Below are 23,365 nucleotides of genomic sequence, written 5' to 3' on the forward strand. Positions count from 1 at the left end.
TGAATCGGCACGTTACCGGCTAGCAACATCAGTGGATTGAGCGAGGATTAGGCCTGGTGCGCCCAGCTGCTCGGTGACGGTCATGCTGGGGCTCGATGTCCTGAAAAAGCGAAGGGGCTGATATCGCTATCAGCCCCTTATTTCACGACAGGGTGATGACTCTTTGATGACACTCGATCAGTGCGTGGCTACCGCCGAGTTCAAGCCCAGATAGTCGAGCAGGATTTGCCCGGTTTCCGCGAGATAGGCATCGTCTTCTGGCTTGAGCTTTTCGTCTTCTGTCGGCAGGGCGTCCTCGTCTTCCTTCTTCAGCTCTTTCAGCGGTTCCTCACCCTTGGCTTTGCGCCGAGTGTTTTCCATGGTCAGCTGCTGGGTTTCGATGTCGGCATGTTGCGCCCGGCGCTTGGTCTCATTCAGGCTGACGGTGGTTTCGTGGGTCAGCTGTTGCGCCAGTTCCAGGCGGTCACGGGTAAAGACGAAGTCCGGGTCTTTGGCCACGCGCGCATCATGGCGGGCTTTCAGCTCGACTAGGAAGGGTTTGAACGGATCCACTTCCGGTTTGATCGCCGGGCGGATGCTGTCCCACGGCATGGCTTCGGGCAGTGCGCTTTCGCCGATTTCCTTGGTGTCGACGACGGCCGGATAAGCGATATCTGGCAGTACGCCCTGGTGCTGAGTGCTTTGCCCGGAGACGCGATAGAACTTCGCCAGGGTCAGCTTCAACTCCCCATGGTTGAGCGGCTGGATGGTTTGCACCGTGCCTTTGCCGAAGGTCTGGCCGCCAAGGATCAAGGCGCGATGGTAGTCCTGCATGGCGCCGGCAAAAATTTCCGAAGCCGAGGCGGAGAGGCGGTTGACCAGCAGCGCCAGCGGACCGGTGTAGTAGCTGCCGGGGTTTTCGTCGGCGAGCACATCGACGCGCCCGTCACTGTTGCGCACCAGCACGGTGGGGCCCTGGTTGATGAACAGGCCGGTCAGTTCGGTGGCTTCCTGCAGGGAGCCGCCGCCGTTGTTGCGCAGGTCGATGACCACGCCGTCGACCTGGTCTTTCTGGAGTTCGGCGAGCAGGCGTTTAACGTCGCGGGTGGTGCTCTTGTAGTCCGGGTCACCGGCGCGGAAGGCTTTGAAGTCCAGATAGAAAGCCGGGATCTCGATCACGCCCAGCTTGTACTCACGGCCATCATGGGACAGCTTGAGGAGGGATTTTTTCGCGGCCTGTTCTTCCAGCTTGACCGCTTCGCGGGTGATCGCGACGATTTTGCTGGTCCGATCGTTCGGACCATTGCTGGCGGGAACCACTTCCAGGCGCACCACGGAGCCTTTGGGGCCGCGGATCAGCTTGACCACTTCATCCAGTCGCCAGCCGATCACGTCGACCATTTCGCCGTCGCCTTGGGCAACCCCGACAATCTTATCGGCCGGTGCGATTTGTTTGCTTTTTTCTGCCGGGCCAGCCGGTACCAGGCGAACGACTTTAACGGTGTCGTTGTCGCTCTGCAGCACCGCGCCGATACCCTCCAAGGACAAACTCATATTGATGTCGAAGTTTTCCGCGTTGTCCGGCGAGAGGTAATTGGTGTGCGGGTCATAGGATTGCGCAAAGGCGTTGATATAGGCCTGGAAGATATCTTCGCTGCGGGTTTGCTCAAGGCGCGAGAGCTGATTCTTGTAGCGTTTGGTCAGCAACTCCTGAATCGCTTCGGGCTCTTTGCCGGCGATTTTCAACCGCAGCACTTCGTCTTTCACCCGTTTGCGCCAGAGCTCGTCCAACTCCGCCGAGTTTTTCGCCCAGGGGGTTTTCTCACGGTCCACTTGCAGGCTTTCATCGACGCTGAAGTCGAAGCTGCCGATGCCTTTGTCGAGCAGGGCCAGGGCGAAGTCCAGGCGCTGCTTCAAACGATCCAGATGACGCTTGTAGATGACGAAGCCCGGCTCGAGGTCGCCGCTTTTCAGCAAATCGTCGAACTTGTTGCGCCACCGGTCGAATTCCGCGATATCGGCGGCGGTGAAGTAGCTGCGTGCCGGGTCGAGCAGCTTCAAGTAGCTCTCGTAAATGATCGCCGAGCGCTCATCGTTCAGCGGTGGTTTGCTGTAATGATGGCGTTTGAGCAACTCCACCACATTGAGGCTGGCGATCACCTGCTCACGGTCGGGCTGTAGGCCGTCCCAGCTGTTGACGGCAGTGGTGCTGGCCGCCAGCGGTAAAGCGCTGAGGCTAAGGAGTAAGGCGAGGGCGGTGCTGGGGAGGAAGCGCTGCATGCTGAGTCGACGCGGGGGCAGTTGATAACGCATATTAGGCCGTCTTTGAGAGCGCCGGTTCCATTCGAGTCCGGCTGCATAATGCAAATAGCCCGATGTTTTGCAAGGGGCTCAGTCCAAAGTCACTATGGAGGCAGCGTGAAGGCATTGCAAGGCGTTGAAGGGCAGGTGGAATGGGCACAACGGCCAAGCCCGGCGTGCGATGTGGGGCAAATTCGCATTCGGGTGGCGGCGGCGGGTCTCAATCGAGCCGATTTGTTGCAGCGTGCCGGCCTCTATCCGCCGCCGCCAGGGGCTAGCGACATCCTCGGGTTGGAGTGTTCCGGGGTGGTCACTGAGGTTGGCGCCGGCAGCGCCTGGCAGGTTGGCGATCGGGTTTGCGCCCTGCTGGCCGGCGGCGGCATGGCCGAAGAAGTGGTGGTCGATGCGCGACACGCGCTACCGGTGCCGGAGGGCCTGTCCCTGGCGGAGGCCGCGGCGTTGCCGGAGGTCTATGCGACCGCCTGGCTCAATCTGTTTCAGCTGGCTGGGCTCAAACCGGGTGAGAAGGTGCTCTTGCACGCTGGCGCCAGTGGCGTTGGCTCGGCGGCGATCCAGCTGTGCAAGGCCTTCGGCAATCCCTGTTGGGTCAGCGTCGGTTCGGCCGAGCGCTTGGCCTATTGCGAGGCACTGGGCGCCCAGGGCGGGGCGACTCGCGACGAGAGCCTGGAAAGCCTGCGCGACTTCGGCCCCTTCGATGTGATCCTCGATCCGGTCGGTGGCAGCTATGCGGCGCTGAATCAGCAACTGCTGGCGCAGGATGGGCGCTGGGTGTTGATTGGCTTGATGGGCGGGCGCGAGGCGCAGCTGGATCTGGCGCTGGTGTTGGCGAAACGATTACAGCTGTGCGGCTCGACTCTGCGTAACCGCGACGAGCAGTTCAAGGCCGATCTGCTCAGTGACTTGAGCCAGCACGTTTGGCCGCTGTTTGCCGAGGGGCGACTCAAACCGCAGTTGGAGCGTAGCTTCCCGAGCAAGGAGGTTGAGCTGGCGTTCGCCGCGCTGGCGAGCAATAAGGTGGCGGGCAAGCTGGTGCTGCTGATCGACGAAAGCTTGCGGTAAGAGACGGCGGACAAATCGTGCCGCACTCTATTCGCCCTGCGAGGATTTTCCTCCCGCGTAGGGCGAGCAGCGCCAAGCCTTAGCCGCCGCCTGACTCAACTCCAGGTCAGAATCGGCCAGCCCGCTTGTTCGGCATGGCGCCGCAGAACCGGGTCGGGGTTGACCGTGTTTGGGCGACTGACCAGTTGCAGCAGCGGCAGATCGTTGCGCGAATCGGAGTAGAAACTGGCGCCCTCCAGGGTTTCCCCTTCGGCTTCCAGCCAGGCCTGCAGACGTGTGACTTTGCCTTCGCGGTAGGTCAGCACGCCTTCGGTGTGGCCAGTGTAGAAGCCGTGCTGCAGTTCCAGCTCGATCGCCAGCACGTCTTCGACGCCCAGCCGTGCGGCGATCGGGGCCACCAGGTGCACTCCGGACGCGGAGATCACCAGCAGGCGATCACCCGTCGCACGATGCTTGGCCAGGTGGGTGCAGGCGTCGCCATAGATCCGCGGCTCGATCACCTCCTCGACAAAGGGCTCGACCACAAAGGCCACTTCTTCGGGGGTACGACCGACCAGCGGGCTGAGGCTGAAGGCCATGTAGTCCTCCATGGCCAGTTTGCCCTCGGCGTAAGCGGCCATCAGCTCGGCATCGCGGCGCAGGAAGGAGTCGCCGTCGACCCAGCCGAGCCTGGCCATTTGCTGGCTCCACAGGCTGGCACAGTCGCCGTGGATCAGGGTTTCGTCTAAATCAAAAATTGCCAGAGCCATCAGGCTACCTCACGAATCGCGCTGGGATCGATGGACAGTGCAAGGCGTTGGCCACTGCTATGCAGATCGGTCGCCGAGCGATTGAGGACATCGACCACTAATTCTACCCCGCGGGCTTCGACGCGATAACGGATCACGTTGCCGAGCAGACTGTGGCTGCGTACCTCGGCTTCGATATTGCCGTGAACACCGAGCTGGATAGCTTCCGGGCGGATGGCGATGCGACTGTTGACCGGGCGCAGCAGCAGGCGGCTGGCGGCGTCGGCGTCGAGCAGGTTGTAGTTGCCGATAAAGCCCGCGGCGAAGACATCGGCCGGGGCGGTGTAGAGGGTCTCGGCGTCGCCACTCTGGACGATGCGGCCCTGGTTCATCAGGAATATCCGGTCGGACATGACCAGCGCTTCTTCCTGGTCATGGGTGACGAAGATAGTGGTTAGGCCAAGCTCGCGCTGGATCTGCCGAATCTGCTCGCGCAGGTGCTTGCGAATCCGTGCATCCAGGGCGGACAGCGGCTCATCGAGCAGGAGCAGGCGCGGCCGGGTGACCAGCGAGCGGGCCAGCGCGACCCGCTGACACTGGCCACCGGACAGCTGATGGGGGTAGCGGCCAGCGAAGTCGCCGAGCTCAACCAGCCCCAGCACTTCGTCGACGCGCTTTTCGGCAGCGCTGCCGGCAACTTTCTGCATGCGCAGGCCGAAAGCCACGTTCTGCTGCGCGGTCATATTGGGAAACAGTGCATAGCTCTGGAACACCATGCCGATGCCGCGCTTCTGTGGCGACAGCGGCACCAGGTCCTGGCCGTCGAGGAGGATCTTGCCGCCGTTCACCTCGGTCAGGCCGGCGATGCAGCGCAGCAGGGTGGATTTGCCGCAACCGGAAGGGCCGAGCAGGGTGACGAACTCGCCTTTGCCGATTTCACCCTGGATATCGCTGAAGATGGTCGTGCCGCCGTAGCTTTTATGCAGACCCTGGATGCTTAGAAAACTCATGATTTGTCCTTGTTCAAACGGTTGGCTGCCCAGGTGAACAACAGCACGAAGAAGAAGTAGGAGATCACCAGCGCACTGTTGAAGTGGCCGCTGCTGTTTTTCATGTTGTTCAGGTAGACCTGCAGGGTTTCATAGCGGGTGCCGACCAGCAGGTTGGCGAAGACGAATTCGCCGAAGAGGAAAGAGAACGAGAGAAACAGCGACACCATCAAACCCTTGCGCAGGTTTGGCAGCACCACCAACAGTGCGGCTTTCCAGGTGCTGGCGCCGAGCAGATGGGCGGCGTCCATCAGATCCGGCAGGTTGATCGCCTGTAGGTTGTTGGTGATCGCCCGGTACATGAACGGCAGGGCCACGGTGAAGTAGCAGCCGATCAAAATCCACGGCGTGCCGACCATGGCCAGCGGGCCGGAGCCATAGAGCTGCAGCAGACCCACGGAGGACACCACCGGCGGTACCGCGAAGGGCAGCAGGATGAGGATGTTCATCAGCCCGTCGAGCTTCGGGAAGTGGTAATGCACCACGAACAGCAGCGGCAGGATCAACACCACCGAGAGCAACAAGGCACCGAAGCAGACCAGCAGCGACTGGCCGAAGGCGCTGAGGAAGCGTGCATCGCTCCATAGCGCCAGGTACCACTTGAAGGTCAGGCCGTCCGGCAGGATGGTCGCCGACCAACTGGTGGACAGCGAGTAGAGCAGGGTGCCGGCCAGCGGAAGGAGCAGGATCAGGAACAGCAGCCAGACCACGGTGCGGTGGTAGAGGCTGCCGACCTTGGACTCAACGCGCGACATGGTAGCTCCTCTTCAGCAGCCACTGATGGACTACGGTGATCAGCGCCATCAGGCCCACCAGCACCATCGCCAGGGCGCTGGCCAGGTTCGGGTTGAGGGAGATGTCGCCGGCGACCATCGCCGCGATGCGGATCGGCAGCACGTTGAAGTTGCCGGTGGTCAGGGCATAGACGGTGGCGTAGGCGCCGAGGGCGTTGGCCAGCAGAATCACGAAGGTGCCGAGCAGCGCCGGGGTCATCACCGGCAGGCCGATATGGCGCCAGAACTGCCAGGTGCCGGCGCCGAGCAGCTCGGCCGACTCGCGCCAGTCCTCGCGCAGGGCGTCGAAGGCGGGGTAGAGCAGCAGCACGCCCAGGGGTATCTGGAAGTAGGTGTAGAGCACGATCAGGCCGGTCTTCGAGTAGAGGTTGAAGTCCTCGATCACCCCGCTCTGCTTGAGCAGGATGGTCAGCGCGCCGTTGAAGCCGAGCAGGATGATGAAGGCGAAGGCTAGTGGCACTCCGGCGAAATTGCTGGTCATGTTGGAGAAGGCCATGACGAAGTCGCGCAGTTTGCTGTCCACCTTGCGCAGCGAGTAGCTGCCGAGGATGGCAATGACGATGCCGATCAGGCTCGACCAGAAGGAGATCTGCAGGCTGTGCTTGATCGCCTGCAGGTAGAACTTCGAACTGAAGGCCTTGGCATAGTTGCCCAGCCCCCAGCCATCGGCACTGTTCAGACTGTTGAGCGCCACCCAGGCCAGCGGGGCGATCTGGAAGGCGATGAAGAAGATGGCGAAAGGCAGCAGGCAGAGCAGGGCCAGCCATTTGCCGCGGGTGGTTGAACTCACTTCAACAGCTCCCGGCATAGGGGTTTGTCGTGGGGCACACCGAGCAGCTCGCAGAGGGTACCGCAGAGGTCGGTCTGCTTCGGCTGTGCATAGGGGTCGAGGCTGAAGGCGTCACCCAGCACGAACAGCGGCACCTCGCGCTCCTCAACGAGCAGGCCGTTGTGCGAGCGGTCGTTGTTCATGCCGTGGTCGGCGGTCACCAGCACCTGGTAGCCGGCGTCGAGCCAGCGTTGCAGGTATTCGGCGAGGAGGATGTCGGCCACCCGCGCGCTATTGCGGTATTGCGCCGAGTCGAGGCCGTGCTGGTGCCCGGCGTCGTCGACGTTCATCGGGTGCACCAGGAGGAAGTTTGGCGCATGGCGCAGGCGCAGGCTCTCTGCGTCGGAGAACAGGTGCGAATCCGGATAGTGGTCGGCGTAGTAGAAGTGCCCGTGCTGGATCGGCAATTCCGGCGCCTCGGTGTGGCGGTCGCGGGCGGCATCGAACGGCGAGCGGTTGTACAGCTCGCTGACCCAGTGGTAGGCCGCGGCGGCGGTGCTGCGCCCGGCAGCGCTGGCGTAGTGGAAGATGCTGCGCTGGGTGGACAGGCGCGAGACATCGTTATGCACTATGCCGCTTTCGATCGGCGGGATGCCGGTGAGGATGCACTCGTAGAGCGGTCGGGAGAGCGCCGGCAGCTCGCACTCCAGTTTGTACAGTGCGGCGCGGCCCGCACCACAGTAAGCCTGAAGGTGACCCAGCGCATGCTGGGCCACTCCGTAGTTCAGGCCATCCAGCAGGACCAGGATGACGTTGTGCTGCATAACCTTTGCGCCTTGGAGGTGGTTAGGCGCCGGCCGGGTGGCCGGCGCCTGGGCACGCTGTTATTCCATGTTGATGATCACATGCTCCTGCCACAACCCCGGCAGGGCCTTGGAGGTCGCTTCCCAGGCCTTGGCGTCCTTGATCGGTTGGACCTTGGCGTATTGCGCGTTCGGCAGCAACTTGGCCTGTACTTCGGCCGGCAGGGTCAGGTGCTCGGCGCGGATCGGGCGGGCATTGCCCTTGGCCAGGTTGATCTGGCCGGCATCGCTGAGGATGTACTCGCGGGCCAGCATGGCGGCGTTGGGGTGCTTGGCGTATTTGTTGATGATGGTGGTGTAGCCCGAGATCACCGAACCGTCGGACGGGATCAGCACGTCGAAGCGGCTCGGGTCGATCTGGTCGCGGTAGCTCAGGCCGTTGAAGTCCCAGACGATGCCGACTTCGACTTCACCCTTTTCCAGGGTCTGGATGGTGGGGTTCGACAGCGACAAGCGACCTTGCTCGGCGATCTTGGCGAACAGGTCGAGGCCCGGTTGGATGTTCTTCTCGTCGCCGCCCTTGGCGATGGCGGCGGCCAGTACGCCGTTGACCGCTTGCGCCGCCGCGCTGACGTCACCGATGGCGACCTTGTATTTGCCTTTTTCCAGGTCGGCCCAGGATTTCGGCGGCTCTTTCACCAGTTGCTTGTTGATGATGAAGGCGATCGAGCCGGTATAGGCCAGCATCCAGTGGCCGTCGGCATCCTTGGCCCAGGCGGGGATCTGCTCCCAGGTGCTCGGCTTGTAGGGCAGGGTCACGCCCTGTTGCGTGGCGATGGGGCCAAAGGCGGCGCCCACGTCGCCGATATCGGCGGTGGCGTTGTCTTTCTCGGCCGCGAACTTGGCGATTTCCTGCGCCGAGCTCATGTCGGTGTCCAGGTGCTTGAGGCCGTAGAGCTTGCCGAGATCGGCCCAGGTGTCTTTCCAGTTTGCCCAGCTATCGGGCATGCCCACGCTATTCACTGCGCCTTCGGCACGGGCAGCTTGTTCCAGGCTTTTAAGGTCTGCTTCTGCCGCCATGGCCGAGCTGGCCAGGGCAATGGTCGATCCTATGAGTGAAGCTAGCAACAGGCGTTTCATTCGACGCTCCTTTTTGTAGCAAGGGGTGGTGAAGGTGTTGGTCTAGATCAGCAATAGCCAAGCCAAGTTAGCCGGGTTGGATGACGGTTTTGTGTCGGTCAGGGTATTTCAACGTCGCCCATGGCGGTGCCAAGGTGCGTGCTCAACAAGCGTAGACCATAGTTAAGTAACTGATTTATCTGCGGTAGATTTTTTGCTCGGGTTGACCTGCGGCGCGTAAATACTGCTGGATGTCATCGAATAGTCATCTAGGCTAGCTAGGATTACCGCTCTATTACGGGCTCTTCGCGAGCCAATCAACGCCCTTGAATGGGGTTGGACTAGTCCAGAATGGGTAAGGCCTGATGCGAGATGAAGCGCCCCGCGCCGTGACGGCCATCTGTCGCGCGCTGGAAGAGCAGATTGAGCACGGTTTGTTGTCGTCAGGCAGTAAGTTGCCGGCCGAGCGCAAACTCAGTGAGCTGTTCGCTACCACGCGCATCACCCTGCGCGAGGCGCTGGGGCAGTTGGAGGCGCAGGGGCTGATCTATCGGGAAGAGCGGCGTGGCTGGTTTGTCTCGCCACCACGGCTGACCTACAACCCGTTGGTGCGCAGCCACTTCCACGCGATGGTCGGCGAGCAGGGCCGGCAGCCCGCCACCGAGGTGTTGTCGGCGCGCTTGCTACCGGCATCGGCGGCAATCTGCGCTCTGCTGGAGTTACCGGCGTTGTCCAGCGTGATTCAGATTCGCCGGGCCCGGCGGATCGATGGGCGGTTGGTGCTCTATGTCGAGCACTACCTCAATCCGGCGCATTTCCCCGGTGTTTTGACGTTCGACCTGACCCGCTCGCTGACCGAGTTGTATGCACAGCAGTACGACATCTTCTACGGGCGGGTGCGCTTCGATATGGTGCCGACCGCGTTGCACGTGGAGGCCGCGGCGGCACTCAAGGTCTCGGTCGGCAGCCCGGCGCTGCGTATCACCCGGATCAACCGTGACCAGCATGGCCGGCTGATCGATTGCGACATCGAGTACTGGCGGCACGACGCCATTCATGTGAGCGTCGAAGTGCCGGAGTAGGTGCACCCCGCAGTGCTTGTGTAGGAGCCAGCTCTGCTGGCGATCGGAGGCTAGGGTGTTGAGTGGAGCTCGTTCCTACGGGTGGCCCTCATCGGGACGTTGTTACAGGCTCGGAAGGGCTTGCCGCTTCTCGGCGACTTCCTCGTCCACAGTCTGGAAAACCAAGGCTTCGCCATCCAGCGGCACCCTCAGTCGATCCCCCAGTTGCTGCTGGGCGGCTTCGCACAGCAACTCGGTGCGGGTCACCGGGCAATGGTCGAGGGCCTCCAGATGGTTGGCCACGATCATGCCTTTGCTCAGTCTGAGTGCCGTCAGGACATCGGCCTTGCCCATGATGATGGGGCTGCCGATATCGAGCACCGCCCCGCCGGCCGGGAGGACGCTGACCTCCGGCGCCAGCCTGGTCAGGCAGTGGCGCACCTCGGCGGTGAGGATTGTATCGCCAGCGAGATAGAGGCTGGGTTCGCCCGGGATCTGAATGAAGTAGCCATGCCCATGGGCCATCAGCCGGCCAATAAAGCCTTCGCCGTGCAGGCAGGGAATCGGCCGGATGCTGCCGCCGAAGAAGGGGCTGGCCGGCTGCTCGGGCAACTCCTGAACGTTGAGCCGGAGTTTGCGCAGATAGTCCGCGTCCTCCGCCATGCAGATGACCGGCAGCTTGCGCTCGCGCAGCCAGCGGGCGCCGGCGCGGTCGAGGTGGTCGAAGTGGCCTTTCTGGCAGTGGGTGATCAGGCAGTGGGTCACCTGCTCCAGCAGCTCGGAGGCGTTATCCGGCAGTTCGACCAGTGGGTTGCGCCGGCGGTTGCCGGTCAGCCATTTGAGCGAGGGCAGTTGGTCCTGGGCCGCCAGCATGGGGTCCACCAGCAGGCGGACATCGTCGAATTCGACGATAAGGGTGGCGTTGCGCAGCTGAGTGATTTTCATGGCGAGCTCCGATTCAGGTGCTGCCATTGTAAAAATGTGCCCGCCACGGGAGGATGGCAGGAGTTGCCATAAAGCGGACATTTCATGCCAGTCCAGAAAATAGGCCTGTTGCTCTATCCAGGCTGCATGCCGGCCGGCTTATTTGCCTTTGCCGATCTGCTGCTCTCGGCCAATCGCCGGGTCGGCGAGCGGCACTTTGAGGTCTGTTGGGTCGGGCTGGATAGCGAGCCGGTCGACTGTGTTCATGGCATGCGCCTGCAGCCGGACACCGCGCTGGCCGAGGCGGACTGCACGGCCCTGCTGATCCCCGGGCTCTGGGCGGATTCGGAGGCCAAGATGGCGCAGGTGCTGGAAGGCAACCGTGGGCTGATTCGCGTTCTGGCCCAGCTGGACCGCAAGACCCAGCTGTGGAGCTATTGCACGGGCGTGTGCCTGCTGGCCCAGAGCGGGCGTTTGAACGGCGAGGCGGCGACCGCCACCTGGTGGCTGGCGGACAGTGTGCAGGCGCGTTTTCCCCAAGTGGACTGGCAGTTGCAGCGCACCCAGGTGTTCAACCGTCAGACCGCCACGGCTTCCGGGGCCAGCGGCTACCTGCTGATCGCCAAGGCAGTGATCGAGGGGCTACTGGGGGTAGCAGTCTATCGCGATATCGCCAAGCTGATGGTGCTGCCGCGGCCCGAGCCGGCTGCTCCAGTTTTTAGCGCCATCAGTCTGGTGGAGCAGGCCGACCCGCTGTTGCGCAGGCTGCATCTGCTGGTGGAAAAGCGGCCGGCGAAACGGCTCAACGTGCAGCAGCTGGCGGATGAGCTGGCCGTGACGGCGCGCACCCTGGCGCGCAGGATCAAGGCGCTGACGGGCAATGCCGTGGCCGACCAGATACGCCTGATCAAGCTCAACCAGGCCAGCGAGCGGCTGATCCTCACCTCCGACTCGGTCAGCCTGATCAGCGATAGTCTGGGCTTCAGCGACGAGTCCAGCTTTCGCCGCAGCTTCAAGCGTGTCACCGGGCAAACGCCGGTGGCCTATCGACAGCAGTTCAAACTGTAGTTCTTCGTAGGGGGCGGTTTATCGCGCCAACGCTGCTCGATGGGCGCGCTATGGCGCGGTGAGCCGCACCCTACAGGCACTGTCCTCCGGCCACTGCGCAGGTGTGCAGTGGGGAAGTAAGTCGCTCAGAACAGTTCGGCACCGTAGAACGCCGTCAGTACCTTCACCAAATGCGCCAGGTCATGGCTGCCGGCCAGTTCGCGGATCGAGTGCATGGCGAAGGTCGGCAGGCCGATATCCACAGTGCGTACACCGAGCTGGCCGGCGGTGATTGGGCCAGTGGTCGAGCCGCAGCCCATGTCGCTACGCACCACGAAGCTCTGCACCGGCACTTCTTCTGCCAGGCACAGGTGGCGGAAGAAACCGGCGGTTTCGCTGCTGGTGGCGTAACGCTGGTTGCTGTTGACCTTGATCACCGGACCGGCGTTGAGCTTGGGGCCGTGGTTGGCGTCGTGCTTGTCGGCGTAGTTGGGGTGTACGCCGTGGGCGTTGTCGGCGGAGACCAGCAGAGATTTCTGGATGATCCGCACGAACGCATCGCCTTCGGGCAGCACACGCCGTAGCACCTGCTCGAGCATCGGGCCGTCGGCGCCACAGGCCGAGCAGGAGCCGACTTCTTCGTGGTCGGTGCAGACCAGCACGCAGGTTTCATCGCCCTCGCTGCCGAGCAGCGCTTGCAGGCCGGCGAAGCAGGACAGCAGGTTGTCCAGGCGCGCGCCGGCGATAAAGTCGCCGCTCAGGCCGATCACGGCGGCACCTTGGGTGTCGTAGAAGCTCAGCTCGTAATCCAGCACCGCGTCGGCGTTGAGGCCGTGTTCGCGACTCAGTTGATCGGCCAGCAGGGCGCGGAAGTCGTAGCGCTCATCGCCGGCGACCTGGGCCAGAATCGGCGGCAGTTCGTTCTGCGCATTGATCGGCCAACCCTGATTGGCTTCGCGATTGAGGTGGATCGCCAGATTGGGGATTGTCGCGATGGGCAGCTGGAAGTCGATCAGTTGGCTCTGCACCTTGCCGCTTTCGCGGAAGGTGACACGCCCGGCGAGCGACAGGTCGCGGTCGAACCAGGGCGCGAGCAGCGCACCGCCATAGACTTCCACCCCCAGTTGCAGGAAGCCTTGGCGCTGCAACTCCGGTTGGGGTTTCACCCGCAGGCAGGGGCTGTCGGTGTGCGCGCCAACCAGGCGCAGACCGCCGTCCAGTGGCGGGCGCTTGCCGAGTTTGATGGCGATGATCGAGGAGTCGTTGCGCGTCACGTAGTAACGGCCGCCGGGCTCGGTGGCCCAGGGTTCACGCTCGTCCAGCGCTTGAAACCCCGCGGCTTCCAGGCGTTGGGCCAGGCTGGCGGTGGCGTGAAAAGGGCTGGGCGAGGCCTTGAGAAAGTCGATCAGGCCTTGGTTCAATTCTTCGCGCATAGGGCACTCCGGGCGGCAAGGTCGGCAGTTTACCGTATTGGCTGGGCTGATTGGATGGCGCTGCTCCGCCAGTGGCTAACAGCGGCGGGGATGTTCGCCCTGGGTAAGGTTTGCACGGGTTTCAGAATGGCGCCGGGCAGTTGAAACGCAGGCGTTCACCGGTTTGCGGGTGGCTGAAGGCGAGCATGCTGGCGTGCAGGCACAGGCGCTCATGGGCGGCGAGGGCTTGCTCATGGGCATAGAGTCGATCGCCGAGTAGCGGATGGCCGATGGAGAGCATGTGCACCCGTAGCTGGTGCGAGCGGCCGGTGATCGGGGTCAGCTCGACTCGACTGTAATGGCCGCAGCGCTCCAGTACGCGCCAGAAGGTCAGGGCGTGCCGGCCCAGTTCGTGATCGACCACATGGCGTGGCTTGGTGGGCGGGTCGTAACGCAAGGGCAACTCGATCCGGCCGCTGTCCAGCTGCGGTTCGCCCCAGCACAGCGCGGTATAGGCTTTTTCCGTCTCGCGGTCGTGGAATTGCCGCGACAGTTCGCGGTGGCTGTCGGCATCCCGGGCCAGCAGGATCAGCCCGGAGGTTTCCCAATCCAGGCGATGGACGATGCGGGCTTCCGCAAAGCCATGTTCCTGCAGGCGGGTGATCAAACAGTCTTTGTTGTCGTCCGCGCGGCCAGGCACCGAGAGCAGCAGGGTCGGCTTGTTGATTACCAGAATGGCGGCATCCTGGTGGACTATTTCAATATTCGACAGCGGCATTGGGCAGTTCCAGAAACGCCAACGGCGGCCGAGGCCGCCGTCGCGTACCCTTGCGAATCAACGATCCGGCAGGGTGATGTTGAGTTCCAGAATCGAGCAACTGCCCTGGCTTTCCAGTGCGACCTGTACTTGATCCGAATCGATGTTCACGTATTTGCGAATGACCTCGACCAGTTCCTGCTGCAAGGCGGGCAGGTAGTCGGGCTGACTGCGTTGACCGCGTTCGTGGGCGACGATGATCTGCAGGCGCTCTTTCGCGATGGAGGCTGTGGATTCCTTCTTACGCTCACGAAAGAAGTCGAAGATATTCATTAGCGAGCTCCGAACAGGCGTTGCAGGAGGCCTTTCTTCTGCACGTCGAGGAAGCGATGCCCGACTTCCTTACCCAGTAGACGATCGACGGCATCGCTGTACGCCTGGCCGGCGTCGCTTTGGTCGTCGAGGATCACCGGCACGCCTTGGTTCGACGCTTTCAGCACCGCTTGCGACTCCGGGATCACGCCGAGCAGGCGGATGGCGAGGATTTCCTCGACGTCTTCTACGCCGAGCATTTCACCCTTGGTCACCCGCTCCGGGTTGTAGCGGGTCAGCAACAGGTGCTCTTTGATCGGTTCTTCGCCTTTCTCGGCGCGCCGCGACTTGCTTGCCAGCAGGCCGAGCATGCGGTCGGAGTCACGGACGGAGGAGACTTCCGGGTTGGTCACGACAATCGCTTCATCGGCGAAATACATCGCCAGATGCGCACCTTTTTCGATCCCGGCCGGCGAGTCGCAGACCACGAATTCGAAGGTTTCGCGCAGTTCGTTGATGATCTTTTCTACGCCTTCCTGGGTCAGCGCGTCTTTATCGCGAGTCTGACTGGCGGCCAGGACGTAGAGGTTTTCCAGGCGTTTGTCCTTGATCAGGGCCTGGGTGAGGGTCGCTTCGCCGTTGATGACGTTGACGAAGTCGTACACCACGCGGCGTTCGCAGCCCATGATCAGGTCGAGGTTACGCAGGCCGACGTCAAAGTCGACGATGACGGTCTTGTGCCCGCGCAAGGCAAGGCCGGTACCGATGGCGGCGCTGGTGGTGGTTTTACCCACGCCACCCTTGCCGGAAGTGACTACGAGGATCTTGGCCAAGGTGATTCACCCCAAATGTAAATAAATCGGGAACTTAATAAGCCGTACTGCGGCTGCGCGAATTCCCGTAATGCCCCGGTGGGACTTAAATTAGAAGTCGGCGGCAGTATCCGTTAAAGACGGGTGATGTTCAACACGTCACCCGATAGGCTGACATGCACCGCGTCGCCCCATAGCGGGTCGCGCCGGAGGTCTTCGGAGACCTTGTATTGACCGGCAATCGAGAGCATTTCTGCGCCCATTTGCTGGCAAAAAATTCGCGCCTTGGTGTCGCCTTTAATGCCCGCCAGAGCCCGGCCGCGCATCGGCGCGTACACATGGATATTGCCGTCGGCGAGCAGTTCCGCGCCGGCGCTGACGGGGGCCAGTACGATCAAGTCGCCCCCCTGGGCATACACCTGCTGGCCGCCGCGCACCGGGGTGGTGATGACCTTGGTCGGCTTGGCGACCGGTTCTGCGGGTTTTTCCGCTTTTTTCCGCGCGGCGATGCTTTCGACGGGTTCGACCAGCCGTTCGCGCGCGCCGGAGGGCGGCAAGACCGGCAGGTCGAGAGCGCTGGCGGCGGCGATGTCTTCCTCACGGCTGGCGCGGATGGCCAGGGTGCGCAGGCCGTGGCGGCGACAGACGGCCATGAGCGCGCTCAGGTCGAGCAGGCCTTCACCATCAGGCAGCTTGTCCAGCGCCAGCACCAGTGGGGTGTTGCTGAAGAAGTTCGGCGCCTGGGCAACCTTTTCGGCCAGTTGCAGCTCGAGGCGGGCGAGGTCGTTGTGCGCCAGCTCCAGCACCGTGATGGCGAGCATGCTGCCCTTGAGCTGGAACACGGGGTCCTGGTTGAGAAGATCGGCTTGGCTCATGGTCTGCCTGATGCGCCTTGGTCGTTTGCTGAGAGCGAAAGTAGTCGGGGTTTATAGCGAGAACGCGGTTGGGCCGCAAGCCAGGCGGAGTCCTGTAGAATGCGCGGCCTTGTTGATTGTCCGGAATTTGAGATGGATCGTCCGCGTTTTCGTGCCTATTTCCTCCATCCGCGTTTCTGGCTGCTGTGGCTGGGCCTGGGTTTGCTGTGGCTGATCACCCAATTGCCCTACGCGCTGTTGCTGCAGTGCGGGCGCGGCTTGGGCGCGCTGATGTATTGGGGCGCGCGTTCGCGCCGGCAGATTGCCGCCCGTAATTTGCGGCTGTGCTTTCCAGAGCTGCCTGCGGTTGAGCGCAGGCGCCTGCTGCGGGAGAACTTCGCCTCTACCGGTATCGCCTTCTTCGAGATGGCGATCAGCTGGTGGTGGCCCGAGGCGCGGTTGCGCAAATTGGCGCAGATCGAGGGGCTGGAGCATCTGCAGCAGGCGCAGGCCGACGGGCAGGGTGTGATCCTGATGGCCCTGCACTTCACCACCCTGGAGATGGGCGGCGGCTTGCTTGGGCTGGAGCATGGCCTATACGGCATGTACCGCGCGCATAAGAATCCGCTGTTCGATTACGTTCAGCGTCGTGGTCGCGAGCAGCGGCTGATTAGCGCCATCGAGCGCGAAGACGTGCGCGGCATGCTCAAGGTGCTGCGTGCCGGCGCGGCGATCTGGTATGCGCCGGATCAGGACTATGGCGCCAAGCAAAGCATCTTCGTGCCGTTCTTCGGCATCAGCGCCGCGACTGTGACCGCCACCAGCAAGTTCGCTCGGCTCGGTAAGGCGCGGGTCGTACCCTTTACCCAGAAGCGTCTGGAGGCTGGCGCCGGTTATCGCCTGGTGATCCATCCGCCGTTGGAGGCTTTCCCCGGCGAGAGCGAGGAGGCCGATTGCCTGCGCATCAACCAATGGGTCGAAACGGCTATTCGCCAGTGCCCCGAGCAATATCTGTGGGCGCACCGCCGCTTCAAGACCCGGCCGAGCGGTGAACCCAAGTTGTACAAAAAGCGGCCTAAGTAGGCCGCGCCTATACTCGCGGAAATGCCCCGAGAGCGCGCCGATGAATCCAGCAGACAGCTCTGCCAAGCCGGTCACCGGGCTGATTCTCTCCGGCGGTGGAGCTCGGGCGGCCTATCAGGTGGGGGTGTTGGCCGCGATTGCCGACCTGCTGCCGGATGCCACGCAAAATCCCTTCCCGGTGATAGTCGGCACCTCCGCCGGCGCGGTGAATGCGGTGGGGCTGGCCTGTGGCGCGTTGCACTTCACCGAGGCGGTCCGCCGGCTGACCCAGGTTTGGCAAAACTTCCATACCCATCAGGTCTATCGCAGCGATCTGCCTGGGGTACTGCGTCAGGCCTATCGTTTTCTCGGTCACAGCCTGCTCGGCCTGGGTAAGAGTTTGCCCGTCGCGCTGCTCGACAGCTCGCCGTTGCGTGAATTGCTGGCGCGGGAGCTGGATTTTTCCGGGATCGCCGCGGCGGTGCGGATGCGCCAGTTACGCGCGGTGGCCATCACCGCGTTCGGCTATGAGTCCGGCCAGGCGGTGACCTTCTATCAGGGGCGCGCGACCATCGATCCCTGGCTTCGCCATCGCCGGGTTGGCGTACCCACCCGGCTGAAACTCGAGCACCTGCTCGCCAGTGCGTCGATCCCCCTGATCTTCCCGCCGGTGAAGATCAATCGCGAATACTTTGGCGATGGCGCAGTGCGCCAGTCCGCGCCGATCAGCCCGGCGCTGCATCTGGGCGCCAACCGTGTGCTGGTGGTCGGGGTCAGCGGCAATCCGCAGAGTGGCGATGCGAATGCGATCGTCATCCGGCCGAAAACCGGCCGCCCACCCAGCTTGGCGCAGATCGGCGGGCATCTGCTCAACAGCACCTTTATCGACAGCCTGGAAGGTGACATCGAACTGCTGGAGCGGCTCAACCATATGAGCCGTTGGCTGCCCGCCGAGCTACCGCCGCGAAGTTTGGCGCCGAAGCCGGTGGAGGTGTTGGTGATTGCCCCGAGTCAGCCGCTGGACCAGATCGCCGCGCGCCATCTTCACGAGCTACCGCGGACGCTGCGGCTGTTCTTGCGTGGGCCTGGCGCGACCAAGGCCAGCGGCGCTGGGGTTCTCAGCTATTTGCTATTCGAGCCGGGCTACTGCAATGAGCTGATTGAGTTGGGTTATCAGGACGCCATGGCGCAAAAGACGGCGCTGCTTAGCTTCCTCGGTTTAGAGCCGCTTGCGGCGCTCAGCCCGTAAGCCGCGCGGCTCGGCCCGAAGATCGCCATGCGTGCACCTTCGCCGACTCTTTGCGCTGCGTCATGAAACGGCGGTCTGATGCCGCCTGCTCAACCTCCTCCCAGGTATTCATCATTCGGCGATCTGCAGCTTGCGCGCCTCGCTGTAGACGTAGCGGATCTTGTCGTACTCGAACGGTGAGTTGGTCTGGCCGTAGCGGAGATTGGTGCTGTAGCGCTTGTCGACGGCGCGCAGCACGCCGATTTCCGGGTGATCGCCGCTGACTTCGGCGACGTTGAGGAAGTTGATCTGGCTCTCCGCGCTGAAATCCGCCACTAACCCGCCCGTATCGCGCAGGTTGGACGGGCCGAGTATCGGCAGCATCAGATAAGGGCCCGCGGGCACGCCGTAGAAGCCCAGGGTCTGGCCGAAGTCTTCAGTCTGCCTGGGCAGGCCCAGCATAGTTGCCGGGTCCCACAGACCGGCGATCCCCAGCGTGGTGTTGAACAGCAGCCGCCCCGTGGTTTCCATCGAACGCTGGCCTTTGAGCTGTAACAGGCTGTTGAGCAGGTTGGGAATATCGCCCAGGTTGCCGAAGAAGTTGCTCACTCCGCTGCGCAGGAAGCCGGGGGTGATGTAGCGGTAACCGTTAACTACGGGTAGAAACACCCACTCATCGAAGCGGTAGTTGAAGTGGTAGACCCGCCGGTTCCACGACTCCAGGGGATCGTAGATGTTCAGGGCGTCGAGGCTCGAGCGCTCGAACTCGAGCTGGTCGAGGCCCGGGTTGAATTTCAGCGTTTTCAGCGGCTCGCTGAAACCATCCGGAGCAACCGTCCGTTCGGCCTGGGCCAGGTTGCTGGCGAGCAGCAGGGCAAGCAGGAAGGATGTCTTAACCACGGAAGAACTCCAGCATGGCGGCGCTGTTGACGCGGTAATTGAGGTTGCCGCAGTGCCCGCCATGGGGGTAGACGGTCAAACGCTCACCCAGGGTGCGGCGCAGGAAGCCGAGGTCGCCAGGGCCGAGGATCAGATCGTCGGCGTTGGTCATCACGGCGATCTTGCTGCTGGTTTTCAGGTAATCCTCCAGAGCGTAGAGGCTGACCTGGTCGATCAATTGCAGCAGGCTGCCGCCATCCGTGCGGGCGCGCCACATCGGCACCAGTTGTTCGCCGATATAGCAGTCGAAGTCGCACAGCAGCGCACGCCTGAGGAAGGGTGTGAGGCTGGTGCCTTCGCTGATCGGGTAGTGCGGCGGGGTGATCAGGCCACGGCGGTTGATCAGGTCGGAGGTAAAGGCGATATCCGCCGAGGAGAAGCGGAACGCGGTGCCGATCAGCATGGCCATTTGTTCGTTCGACAAGTGCTGCTTGGACTGCTGGAAGTCGAAGAGCAGGGCATCGTTGAGGTCGATATAGCCCTTCTGCTGGAAGTAACGGGTCAGCTTGCCGAGGACCAGCTCATAGAAGGTGGTGCTGTCAGTGACGCCCTTGACCTCGGTTTGCACCAGGCTATCGAGGTTGGTGATCGAGGTGTAGAGGTTGACCGGTGGGTTCAGCAGCAGCACTTTTTTGAAGTTGAAGCTGCGCCGGGTTTCATCGAGGTGGCTGACGAAGGCCGCATTCAGGGCGCCGAGGCTATAGCCGGTCAGGTAGAAGTCGGTAATCTCGAGCCCAGGGTGCTGGGCGCGGACGGCCTGCATGACCCGGTACAGATCATCGGCATCCTCGGTCGAGACGCCTGGGGTGGCGTGGCGCGAGGCCGCCGCCATGAAGTCATAACTGGTCGGTGAGGACAGTTGCACCACGTGGTAGCCGGCGCCGTAGAACAGCTTCTTCAGGTATTCGGTCAGGCTGCTGGAGTAGTGCGCGCCGGTGCCGGCGATGATGAAGATCAGGGGCGCCGGGCCTTTCTGCTCCGCCAGGCGATAGCGCAACTTGGTCACCGGCCAGAAGTTGGCCGGCAGTTCGAACTCGCGCTCCGGGCGCAGTTTGAGGTCGTAGTCGGCCTGGTCGATATCGGCGTCGGCGGGCAGCTGCGGACGCAGCTCCGGCGGGGTGGTGGCGATGGTCGCCTCGAACGGGTTGCTCAATGGGTAGCCATAGCTGGCGGCGTCGATATCGGCCGCCAGCAGCGGCAGACTCAAGACGAGGCCGCTCCAGAGCGCAGCAAGACCTAGAAGACGGGGCATTGCAGAGTCCCTTTAGAAGATAAGGTGCTGAGTGAATACGCTGGCTAGGACAACGGCAAGCCTCGTGAGTGCCCAGATGCAGCTTTAGCCTGCGTGCTGGGCCAGTTCGGTCAGGGCGGCACCGCTCAGGCGATAGGCCGTCCAATCGTCCAGCGGGCGAGCGCCAAGGCGGTGATAGAAGCCGAGGGCCGGTTCGTTCCAATCCAACACCGACCATTCCAGGCGACCACAACCGCGACTCACGGCCAAGTGCGCCAGCTCTGCCAGCAGTGCCTTGCCCAGTCCCGCACCGCGGGCGCTGTTGCGCACGTAGAGGTCCTCGAGATAGATGCCGGGTTTGCCGAGGAAGGTCGAATAATTGTGGAAGAACAGCGCAAAACCGGCGGGCTCGCCATCCAGTTCAGCGATCAGCACCTCGGCAAACGGCCGTGGGCCGAACAGGTGGTCGGCCATCTGCGCCGGGTCGGCGACGACCTGCGCGCTGAGTTTTTCGTACTCGGCGAGTTCGCGGATCAAGCTGAGGATGAGTGGGATGTCGTCGCGTTGGGCGGGGCGTAGCTGAATGCGGGACATACGGATTCCTTTCGTGGTAGGTGCCTGAGCTTGCCGTGTTCGAGCCCTTACCGGCAAGCGGGCTAATGTAGCGGGGCAAGTGCCCGAGCCGATCGATCCGCCAGCGCCGAACCGGTATGGAGGTGTGGATTTAGGCTTGCATACGGCGGGTGGGCGATTATGCTGGGCGCCGTTTTCATCCATCGGAGAGCCCCATGTCCCGCCGTTTGCCCTTGATCGCGCTGCTGATTGCTCTGCCACTGTGGTTGGCCGCCAGCTATGGGCTGCGTTTTGCGCTGATGGAGGATGGCCAGTGGGTCGGCCTGTGTGTGGATGAGGCGCAGCGTTGGGAGTGCCAGGTGCGCTCCGGGCTGGGATTGCTGATCCACTTTCGGGTGATCGCCTGGGCGGCATTGAGCGGCGCGGTCGTGGCCTTCTTTGTGCCGGGCCGGTTGGGTCGGGGGCTGGCGGTGTTGGCGCTGCTGTTCGCGTTGCCGGCGTTGGTGCTGTACAGCGCCAGTCTGGCGGTGTTTGCCGTGGTGATCGCCGCGCTGCGGCTGGTGCGGGCGCCACGTCCAGCGGTTTGAACCCGCGGGCAAGAAAAAAGGGATGACGGAGTCATCCCTTTTTTGTTTCGCCGATCAGCTGAAGTTACGCCGTTCTGACGCGCAAGCTGCGCCACAGCGCCGCGACCAGCAGTACGCTGACCAGCGCCCAAGCCATGGCTTGCAGGTTGCCGAGGGTCTCCTGGTACAGCTGCGGGATGATGCCGGCGCCGATGAGCAAGGTCAGCACGGCGATTTCACGGCGTGGGCCGGCTACCGGGCGGCACAGGTACACCACGGCCGGCAGTAACAGCGCCGCGCTCGGGAAGCTGCGGTAGCGCGGGTCGAATACCAGGCTGAGCATCAGTACCGCACCGGCGAAGCCGGCGGCGGCCAGCCACCAGCCGCCGCGTGCTTGCAGCCAGGCGAATAGGCGGGCGCGCCAGCCCACTTTGGCCGACAGCGCCAGCGCGGCATGGGCCAGTACCAGAAGATTCAAACCGACCAGGAACGCCGCCCACAGCCATTCACCGGCAAAGCGGCTGGTGACCCGCGCCAACTCGCCCCAGAGCCCGATGCAGGCGGCGCCGAGGGCGGCCAGTAGCGGCAAGATCAGGGCCGCACGGGTGGAGGCCGGGCGCCCGGCCAGCAGCAGGGTGGCGAGGAAGATCAGCCCGCTAACGCTCAGCCAGACAGTCCAGTTCGGCAGGTTGGAGACCGGGCCGGCGAGGACGGCCTTGTCTTGGCGATCGGCATCGAACAGGCCCCAGTAACCACCCACGGCACCTTCGCTGGCGCGCTTCCAGGGCTGATCGAAGGCTTCGATCAGGTTGTAGTGCCAGCCATTCTGCTCGGCCAGGGCGACGAAGCCACGGATGAATTTGGCTTCGTTGACCCGGCTCGGCAGCGCGGTTTCACGCTGACGGCCTTCGCTGGGCCAGCCGGTTTCGCCGATCAGGATGTCCTTGGGGGCGAATTTGTTGCCAAACACCTGGCGGATCTCGGCGACGTGGGCCAGGGCCTCGTCGATTCCCGCCGGGTCGTCTTCCCAATAAGGCAGCAGGTGGATGGTCAGGAAGTCCACGGCGGGCGCGACTTCCGGGTGCTGCAGCCAGAACTCCCAGACGTCGGCGTAGGTCACCGGTTGTTTGACCTGAGCCTTGACCTGGCCGATCAGTTTTGCCAGTTGGGCGCCGGTGACTTCTTTACGCAGCAGGGTCTCGTTACCGACTATCACCGACTGTACGACGTCAGGATTCGCGTTGGCGGACTCGATCAGCGCCTGGACTTCTTTCTGGGTGTCCAGTGGGTTGCCGTTGACCCAGGCGCCCAGCATCAGCTGCAAACCATGCTTGCGGGCCAGCGCGGGAATGGCTTCGAGGCCGGTCATGGAGTAGGTGCGAATGCAGTGGAAGCGCGTGGCCAGCAGCGCCAGATCCGCATCCATCCGCTCCGGGCGCAGGGCGAAAGGTTGGTCGAAGGGCGACTGATCCTTGTCGAACGGCGTGTAAGAGGCGCACTGCAACTTGTGCGTCGGCGTCGCCGCATCCGGCAGCACGACTGGCTGGCCGAGGCCATACCAGAGCCCGGCGAGGGCAAACAGGGCGAGCAGACAGGCGAATACATAGGGTAAGGCGGGGAAGCGGGCGGTAGCGGGCATGATCAGGCGCGTCTGGGAGCAAAGCCGCGCATCTTACCTGCATTCCCGGCGTTTCGCGCATAGCCGCGCAGGCGACCATTGCCGCGCAGGCCACCGTTGTAGCTTTGGATATCTCGTTGGCCTCGACCGCGCGTGGCACGCTCAGCCGCGAAGGAAACGCGTTTATGTACGACGCCTATAGTCGCTGCTAAGGGGCATAGGTCTTTTGATTTCCCGATCCGCTGGGCGAATGTCGCTTCTCGCTGGCTTGAGGTCGCTATCAGAGCAGGTGCGGTTTGGCTTCGAGTCGAATATCGACCCATCAGTACTCCACTGATGAGGGCAGG

General features: G+C 63.0%; 23 protein-coding genes. 6 read left to right on the forward strand and 17 right to left on the reverse strand.

Annotation, left to right across the window (positions count from 1 at the left end; translation table 11 throughout):
* Positions 1–177: 177 nt before the first annotated feature.
* Positions 178–2,259: a carboxy terminal-processing peptidase gene (locus FFS13_RS07405; protein WP_171006441.1), complete on the reverse strand. Its 2,082-nt coding sequence runs from the start codon at positions 2,257–2,259 to the stop codon at positions 178–180.
* 138 nt (positions 2,260–2,397) lie between these two features.
* On the opposite strand from FFS13_RS07405, the gene FFS13_RS07410 reads away from it, so the two are divergent.
* On the forward strand, positions 2,398–3,360 hold the full coding sequence (locus FFS13_RS07410) for an NAD(P)H-quinone oxidoreductase (protein WP_137818446.1): 963 nt from the start codon (positions 2,398–2,400) through the stop codon (positions 3,358–3,360).
* Positions 3,361–3,455: 95 nt separating this feature from the next.
* On the opposite strand, the gene FFS13_RS07415 is transcribed toward FFS13_RS07410, so the two are convergent.
* Genes FFS13_RS07415 through FFS13_RS07440 form a run of 6 tightly spaced genes read right to left on the reverse strand, consistent with a single transcriptional unit; the run spans position 3,456 to position 8,643 of the window.
* The gene (locus tag FFS13_RS07415; protein WP_137818447.1) at positions 3,456–4,109 is read right to left on the reverse strand and encodes an HAD family phosphatase; all 654 of its coding nucleotides are present in this window, start codon (positions 4,107–4,109) and stop codon (positions 3,456–3,458) included.
* The gene (locus tag FFS13_RS07420; protein ID WP_137818448.1) at positions 4,109–5,098 is read right to left on the reverse strand and encodes an ABC transporter ATP-binding protein; all 990 of its coding nucleotides are present in this window, start codon (positions 5,096–5,098) and stop codon (positions 4,109–4,111) included. The genes FFS13_RS07415 and FFS13_RS07420 overlap by 1 nt, the downstream gene beginning before the upstream one ends.
* Positions 5,095–5,892, reverse strand: coding sequence for an ABC transporter permease (locus FFS13_RS07425; RefSeq protein WP_137818449.1), 798 nt, complete (start codon positions 5,890–5,892; stop codon positions 5,095–5,097). The genes FFS13_RS07420 and FFS13_RS07425 overlap by 4 nt, the downstream gene beginning before the upstream one ends.
* Entirely contained in the window at positions 5,879–6,739 is an 861-nt protein-coding gene (locus FFS13_RS07430; RefSeq protein ID WP_137818450.1) for an ABC transporter permease subunit, read from the reverse strand. The genes FFS13_RS07425 and FFS13_RS07430 overlap by 14 nt, the downstream gene beginning before the upstream one ends.
* Positions 6,718–7,524, reverse strand: coding sequence for an alkaline phosphatase family protein (locus tag FFS13_RS07435; RefSeq protein ID WP_137818451.1), 807 nt, complete (start codon positions 7,522–7,524; stop codon positions 6,718–6,720). Before FFS13_RS07435 ends, FFS13_RS07430 begins: the two co-directional genes overlap by 22 nt.
* Before the next feature lie 60 nt (positions 7,525–7,584).
* Positions 7,585–8,643, reverse strand: a complete 1,059-nt coding sequence (locus FFS13_RS07440; RefSeq protein ID WP_137818452.1) for an ABC transporter substrate-binding protein — start codon at positions 8,641–8,643, stop codon at positions 7,585–7,587.
* 344 nt (positions 8,644–8,987) lie between these two features.
* Here FFS13_RS07440 and FFS13_RS07445 point away from each other — a divergent pair, with 344 nt between their 5' ends.
* Positions 8,988–9,704, forward strand: a complete 717-nt coding sequence (locus tag FFS13_RS07445) for a UTRA domain-containing protein (RefSeq protein WP_137818453.1) — start codon at positions 8,988–8,990, stop codon at positions 9,702–9,704.
* Between the two features lie 102 nt (positions 9,705–9,806).
* On the opposite strand, the gene FFS13_RS07450 is transcribed toward FFS13_RS07445, so the two are convergent.
* Positions 9,807–10,628 carry an MBL fold metallo-hydrolase gene (locus FFS13_RS07450; RefSeq protein ID WP_137818454.1) on the reverse strand — a complete coding sequence of 274 codons (822 nt, stop codon included), beginning with the start codon at positions 10,626–10,628 and terminating at the stop codon, positions 9,807–9,809.
* Between the two features lie 84 nt (positions 10,629–10,712).
* Between FFS13_RS07450 and FFS13_RS07455 the strand changes: the two genes are divergently transcribed.
* Positions 10,713–11,675, forward strand: a complete 963-nt coding sequence (locus FFS13_RS07455) for a GlxA family transcriptional regulator (protein WP_256657844.1) — start codon at positions 10,713–10,715, stop codon at positions 11,673–11,675.
* A gap of 125 nt (positions 11,676–11,800) precedes the next feature.
* On the opposite strand, the gene FFS13_RS07460 is transcribed toward FFS13_RS07455, so the two are convergent.
* The 5 genes from FFS13_RS07460 to minC form a co-directional block, all read right to left on the reverse strand.
* The gene (locus FFS13_RS07460) at positions 11,801–13,087 is read right to left on the reverse strand and encodes a M18 family aminopeptidase (RefSeq protein ID WP_137818455.1); all 1,287 of its coding nucleotides are present in this window, start codon (positions 13,085–13,087) and stop codon (positions 11,801–11,803) included.
* A gap of 121 nt (positions 13,088–13,208) precedes the next feature.
* The gene (locus tag FFS13_RS07465; protein ID WP_137818456.1) at positions 13,209–13,844 is read right to left on the reverse strand and encodes an RluA family pseudouridine synthase; all 636 of its coding nucleotides are present in this window, start codon (positions 13,842–13,844) and stop codon (positions 13,209–13,211) included.
* Between the two features lie 57 nt (positions 13,845–13,901).
* Positions 13,902–14,156: a cell division topological specificity factor MinE gene (gene minE / locus FFS13_RS07470; protein WP_137818457.1), complete on the reverse strand. Its 255-nt coding sequence runs from the start codon at positions 14,154–14,156 to the stop codon at positions 13,902–13,904.
* Positions 14,156–14,968, reverse strand: a complete 813-nt coding sequence (gene minD, locus FFS13_RS07475) for a septum site-determining protein MinD (RefSeq protein WP_137818458.1) — start codon at positions 14,966–14,968, stop codon at positions 14,156–14,158. The genes minE and minD overlap by 1 nt, the downstream gene beginning before the upstream one ends.
* A gap of 113 nt (positions 14,969–15,081) precedes the next feature.
* Positions 15,082–15,822 carry a septum site-determining protein MinC gene (gene minC / locus FFS13_RS07480; protein WP_137818459.1) on the reverse strand — a complete coding sequence of 247 codons (741 nt, stop codon included), beginning with the start codon at positions 15,820–15,822 and terminating at the stop codon, positions 15,082–15,084.
* Positions 15,823–15,954: 132 nt separating this feature from the next.
* On the opposite strand from minC, the gene FFS13_RS07485 reads away from it, so the two are divergent.
* Together FFS13_RS07485 and FFS13_RS07490 are read left to right on the forward strand one after the other, a co-directional pair.
* A complete protein-coding gene (locus tag FFS13_RS07485) occupies positions 15,955–16,884 on the forward strand; it encodes a lipid A biosynthesis lauroyl acyltransferase (RefSeq protein ID WP_137818460.1) in 930 nt (309 codons plus the stop codon).
* A 40-nt stretch (positions 16,885–16,924) separates the two neighbouring features.
* On the forward strand, positions 16,925–18,112 hold the full coding sequence (locus tag FFS13_RS07490) for a patatin-like phospholipase family protein (protein WP_137818461.1): 1,188 nt from the start codon (positions 16,925–16,927) through the stop codon (positions 18,110–18,112).
* Positions 18,113–18,223: 111 nt separating this feature from the next.
* Here the strand turns inward: FFS13_RS07490 and FFS13_RS07495 are convergent, their stop codons facing one another.
* From FFS13_RS07495 to FFS13_RS07505, 3 genes are all read right to left on the reverse strand, one after another.
* The gene (locus FFS13_RS07495) at positions 18,224–18,991 is read right to left on the reverse strand and encodes a VacJ family lipoprotein (protein WP_371922939.1); all 768 of its coding nucleotides are present in this window, start codon (positions 18,989–18,991) and stop codon (positions 18,224–18,226) included.
* Entirely contained in the window at positions 18,984–20,282 is a 1,299-nt protein-coding gene (locus FFS13_RS07500) for an alpha/beta fold hydrolase (RefSeq protein ID WP_137818463.1), read from the reverse strand. The genes FFS13_RS07495 and FFS13_RS07500 overlap by 8 nt, the downstream gene beginning before the upstream one ends.
* 84 nt (positions 20,283–20,366) lie before the next feature.
* The gene (locus FFS13_RS07505) at positions 20,367–20,855 is read right to left on the reverse strand and encodes a GNAT family N-acetyltransferase (RefSeq protein WP_137818464.1); all 489 of its coding nucleotides are present in this window, start codon (positions 20,853–20,855) and stop codon (positions 20,367–20,369) included.
* A 194-nt stretch (positions 20,856–21,049) separates the two neighbouring features.
* Here FFS13_RS07505 and FFS13_RS07510 point away from each other — a divergent pair, with 194 nt between their 5' ends.
* The gene (locus FFS13_RS07510) at positions 21,050–21,421 is read left to right on the forward strand and encodes a hypothetical protein (RefSeq protein WP_137818465.1); all 372 of its coding nucleotides are present in this window, start codon (positions 21,050–21,052) and stop codon (positions 21,419–21,421) included.
* Positions 21,422–21,485: 64 nt separating this feature from the next.
* Here FFS13_RS07510 and FFS13_RS07515 read toward each other — a convergent pair whose 3' ends face one another.
* Positions 21,486–23,039 (reverse strand): beta (1-6) glucans synthase, encoded by a 1,554-nt coding sequence (locus FFS13_RS07515; RefSeq protein WP_137818466.1) that lies wholly within the window; start codon positions 23,037–23,039, stop codon positions 21,486–21,488.
* Between the last annotated feature and the right edge of the window lie 326 nt (positions 23,040–23,365).

It is taken from the genome of Pseudomonas sp. 2FG (genome assembly GCF_005502935.1).
Classification (GTDB): Bacteria; Pseudomonadota; Gammaproteobacteria; order Pseudomonadales; family Pseudomonadaceae; genus Aquipseudomonas.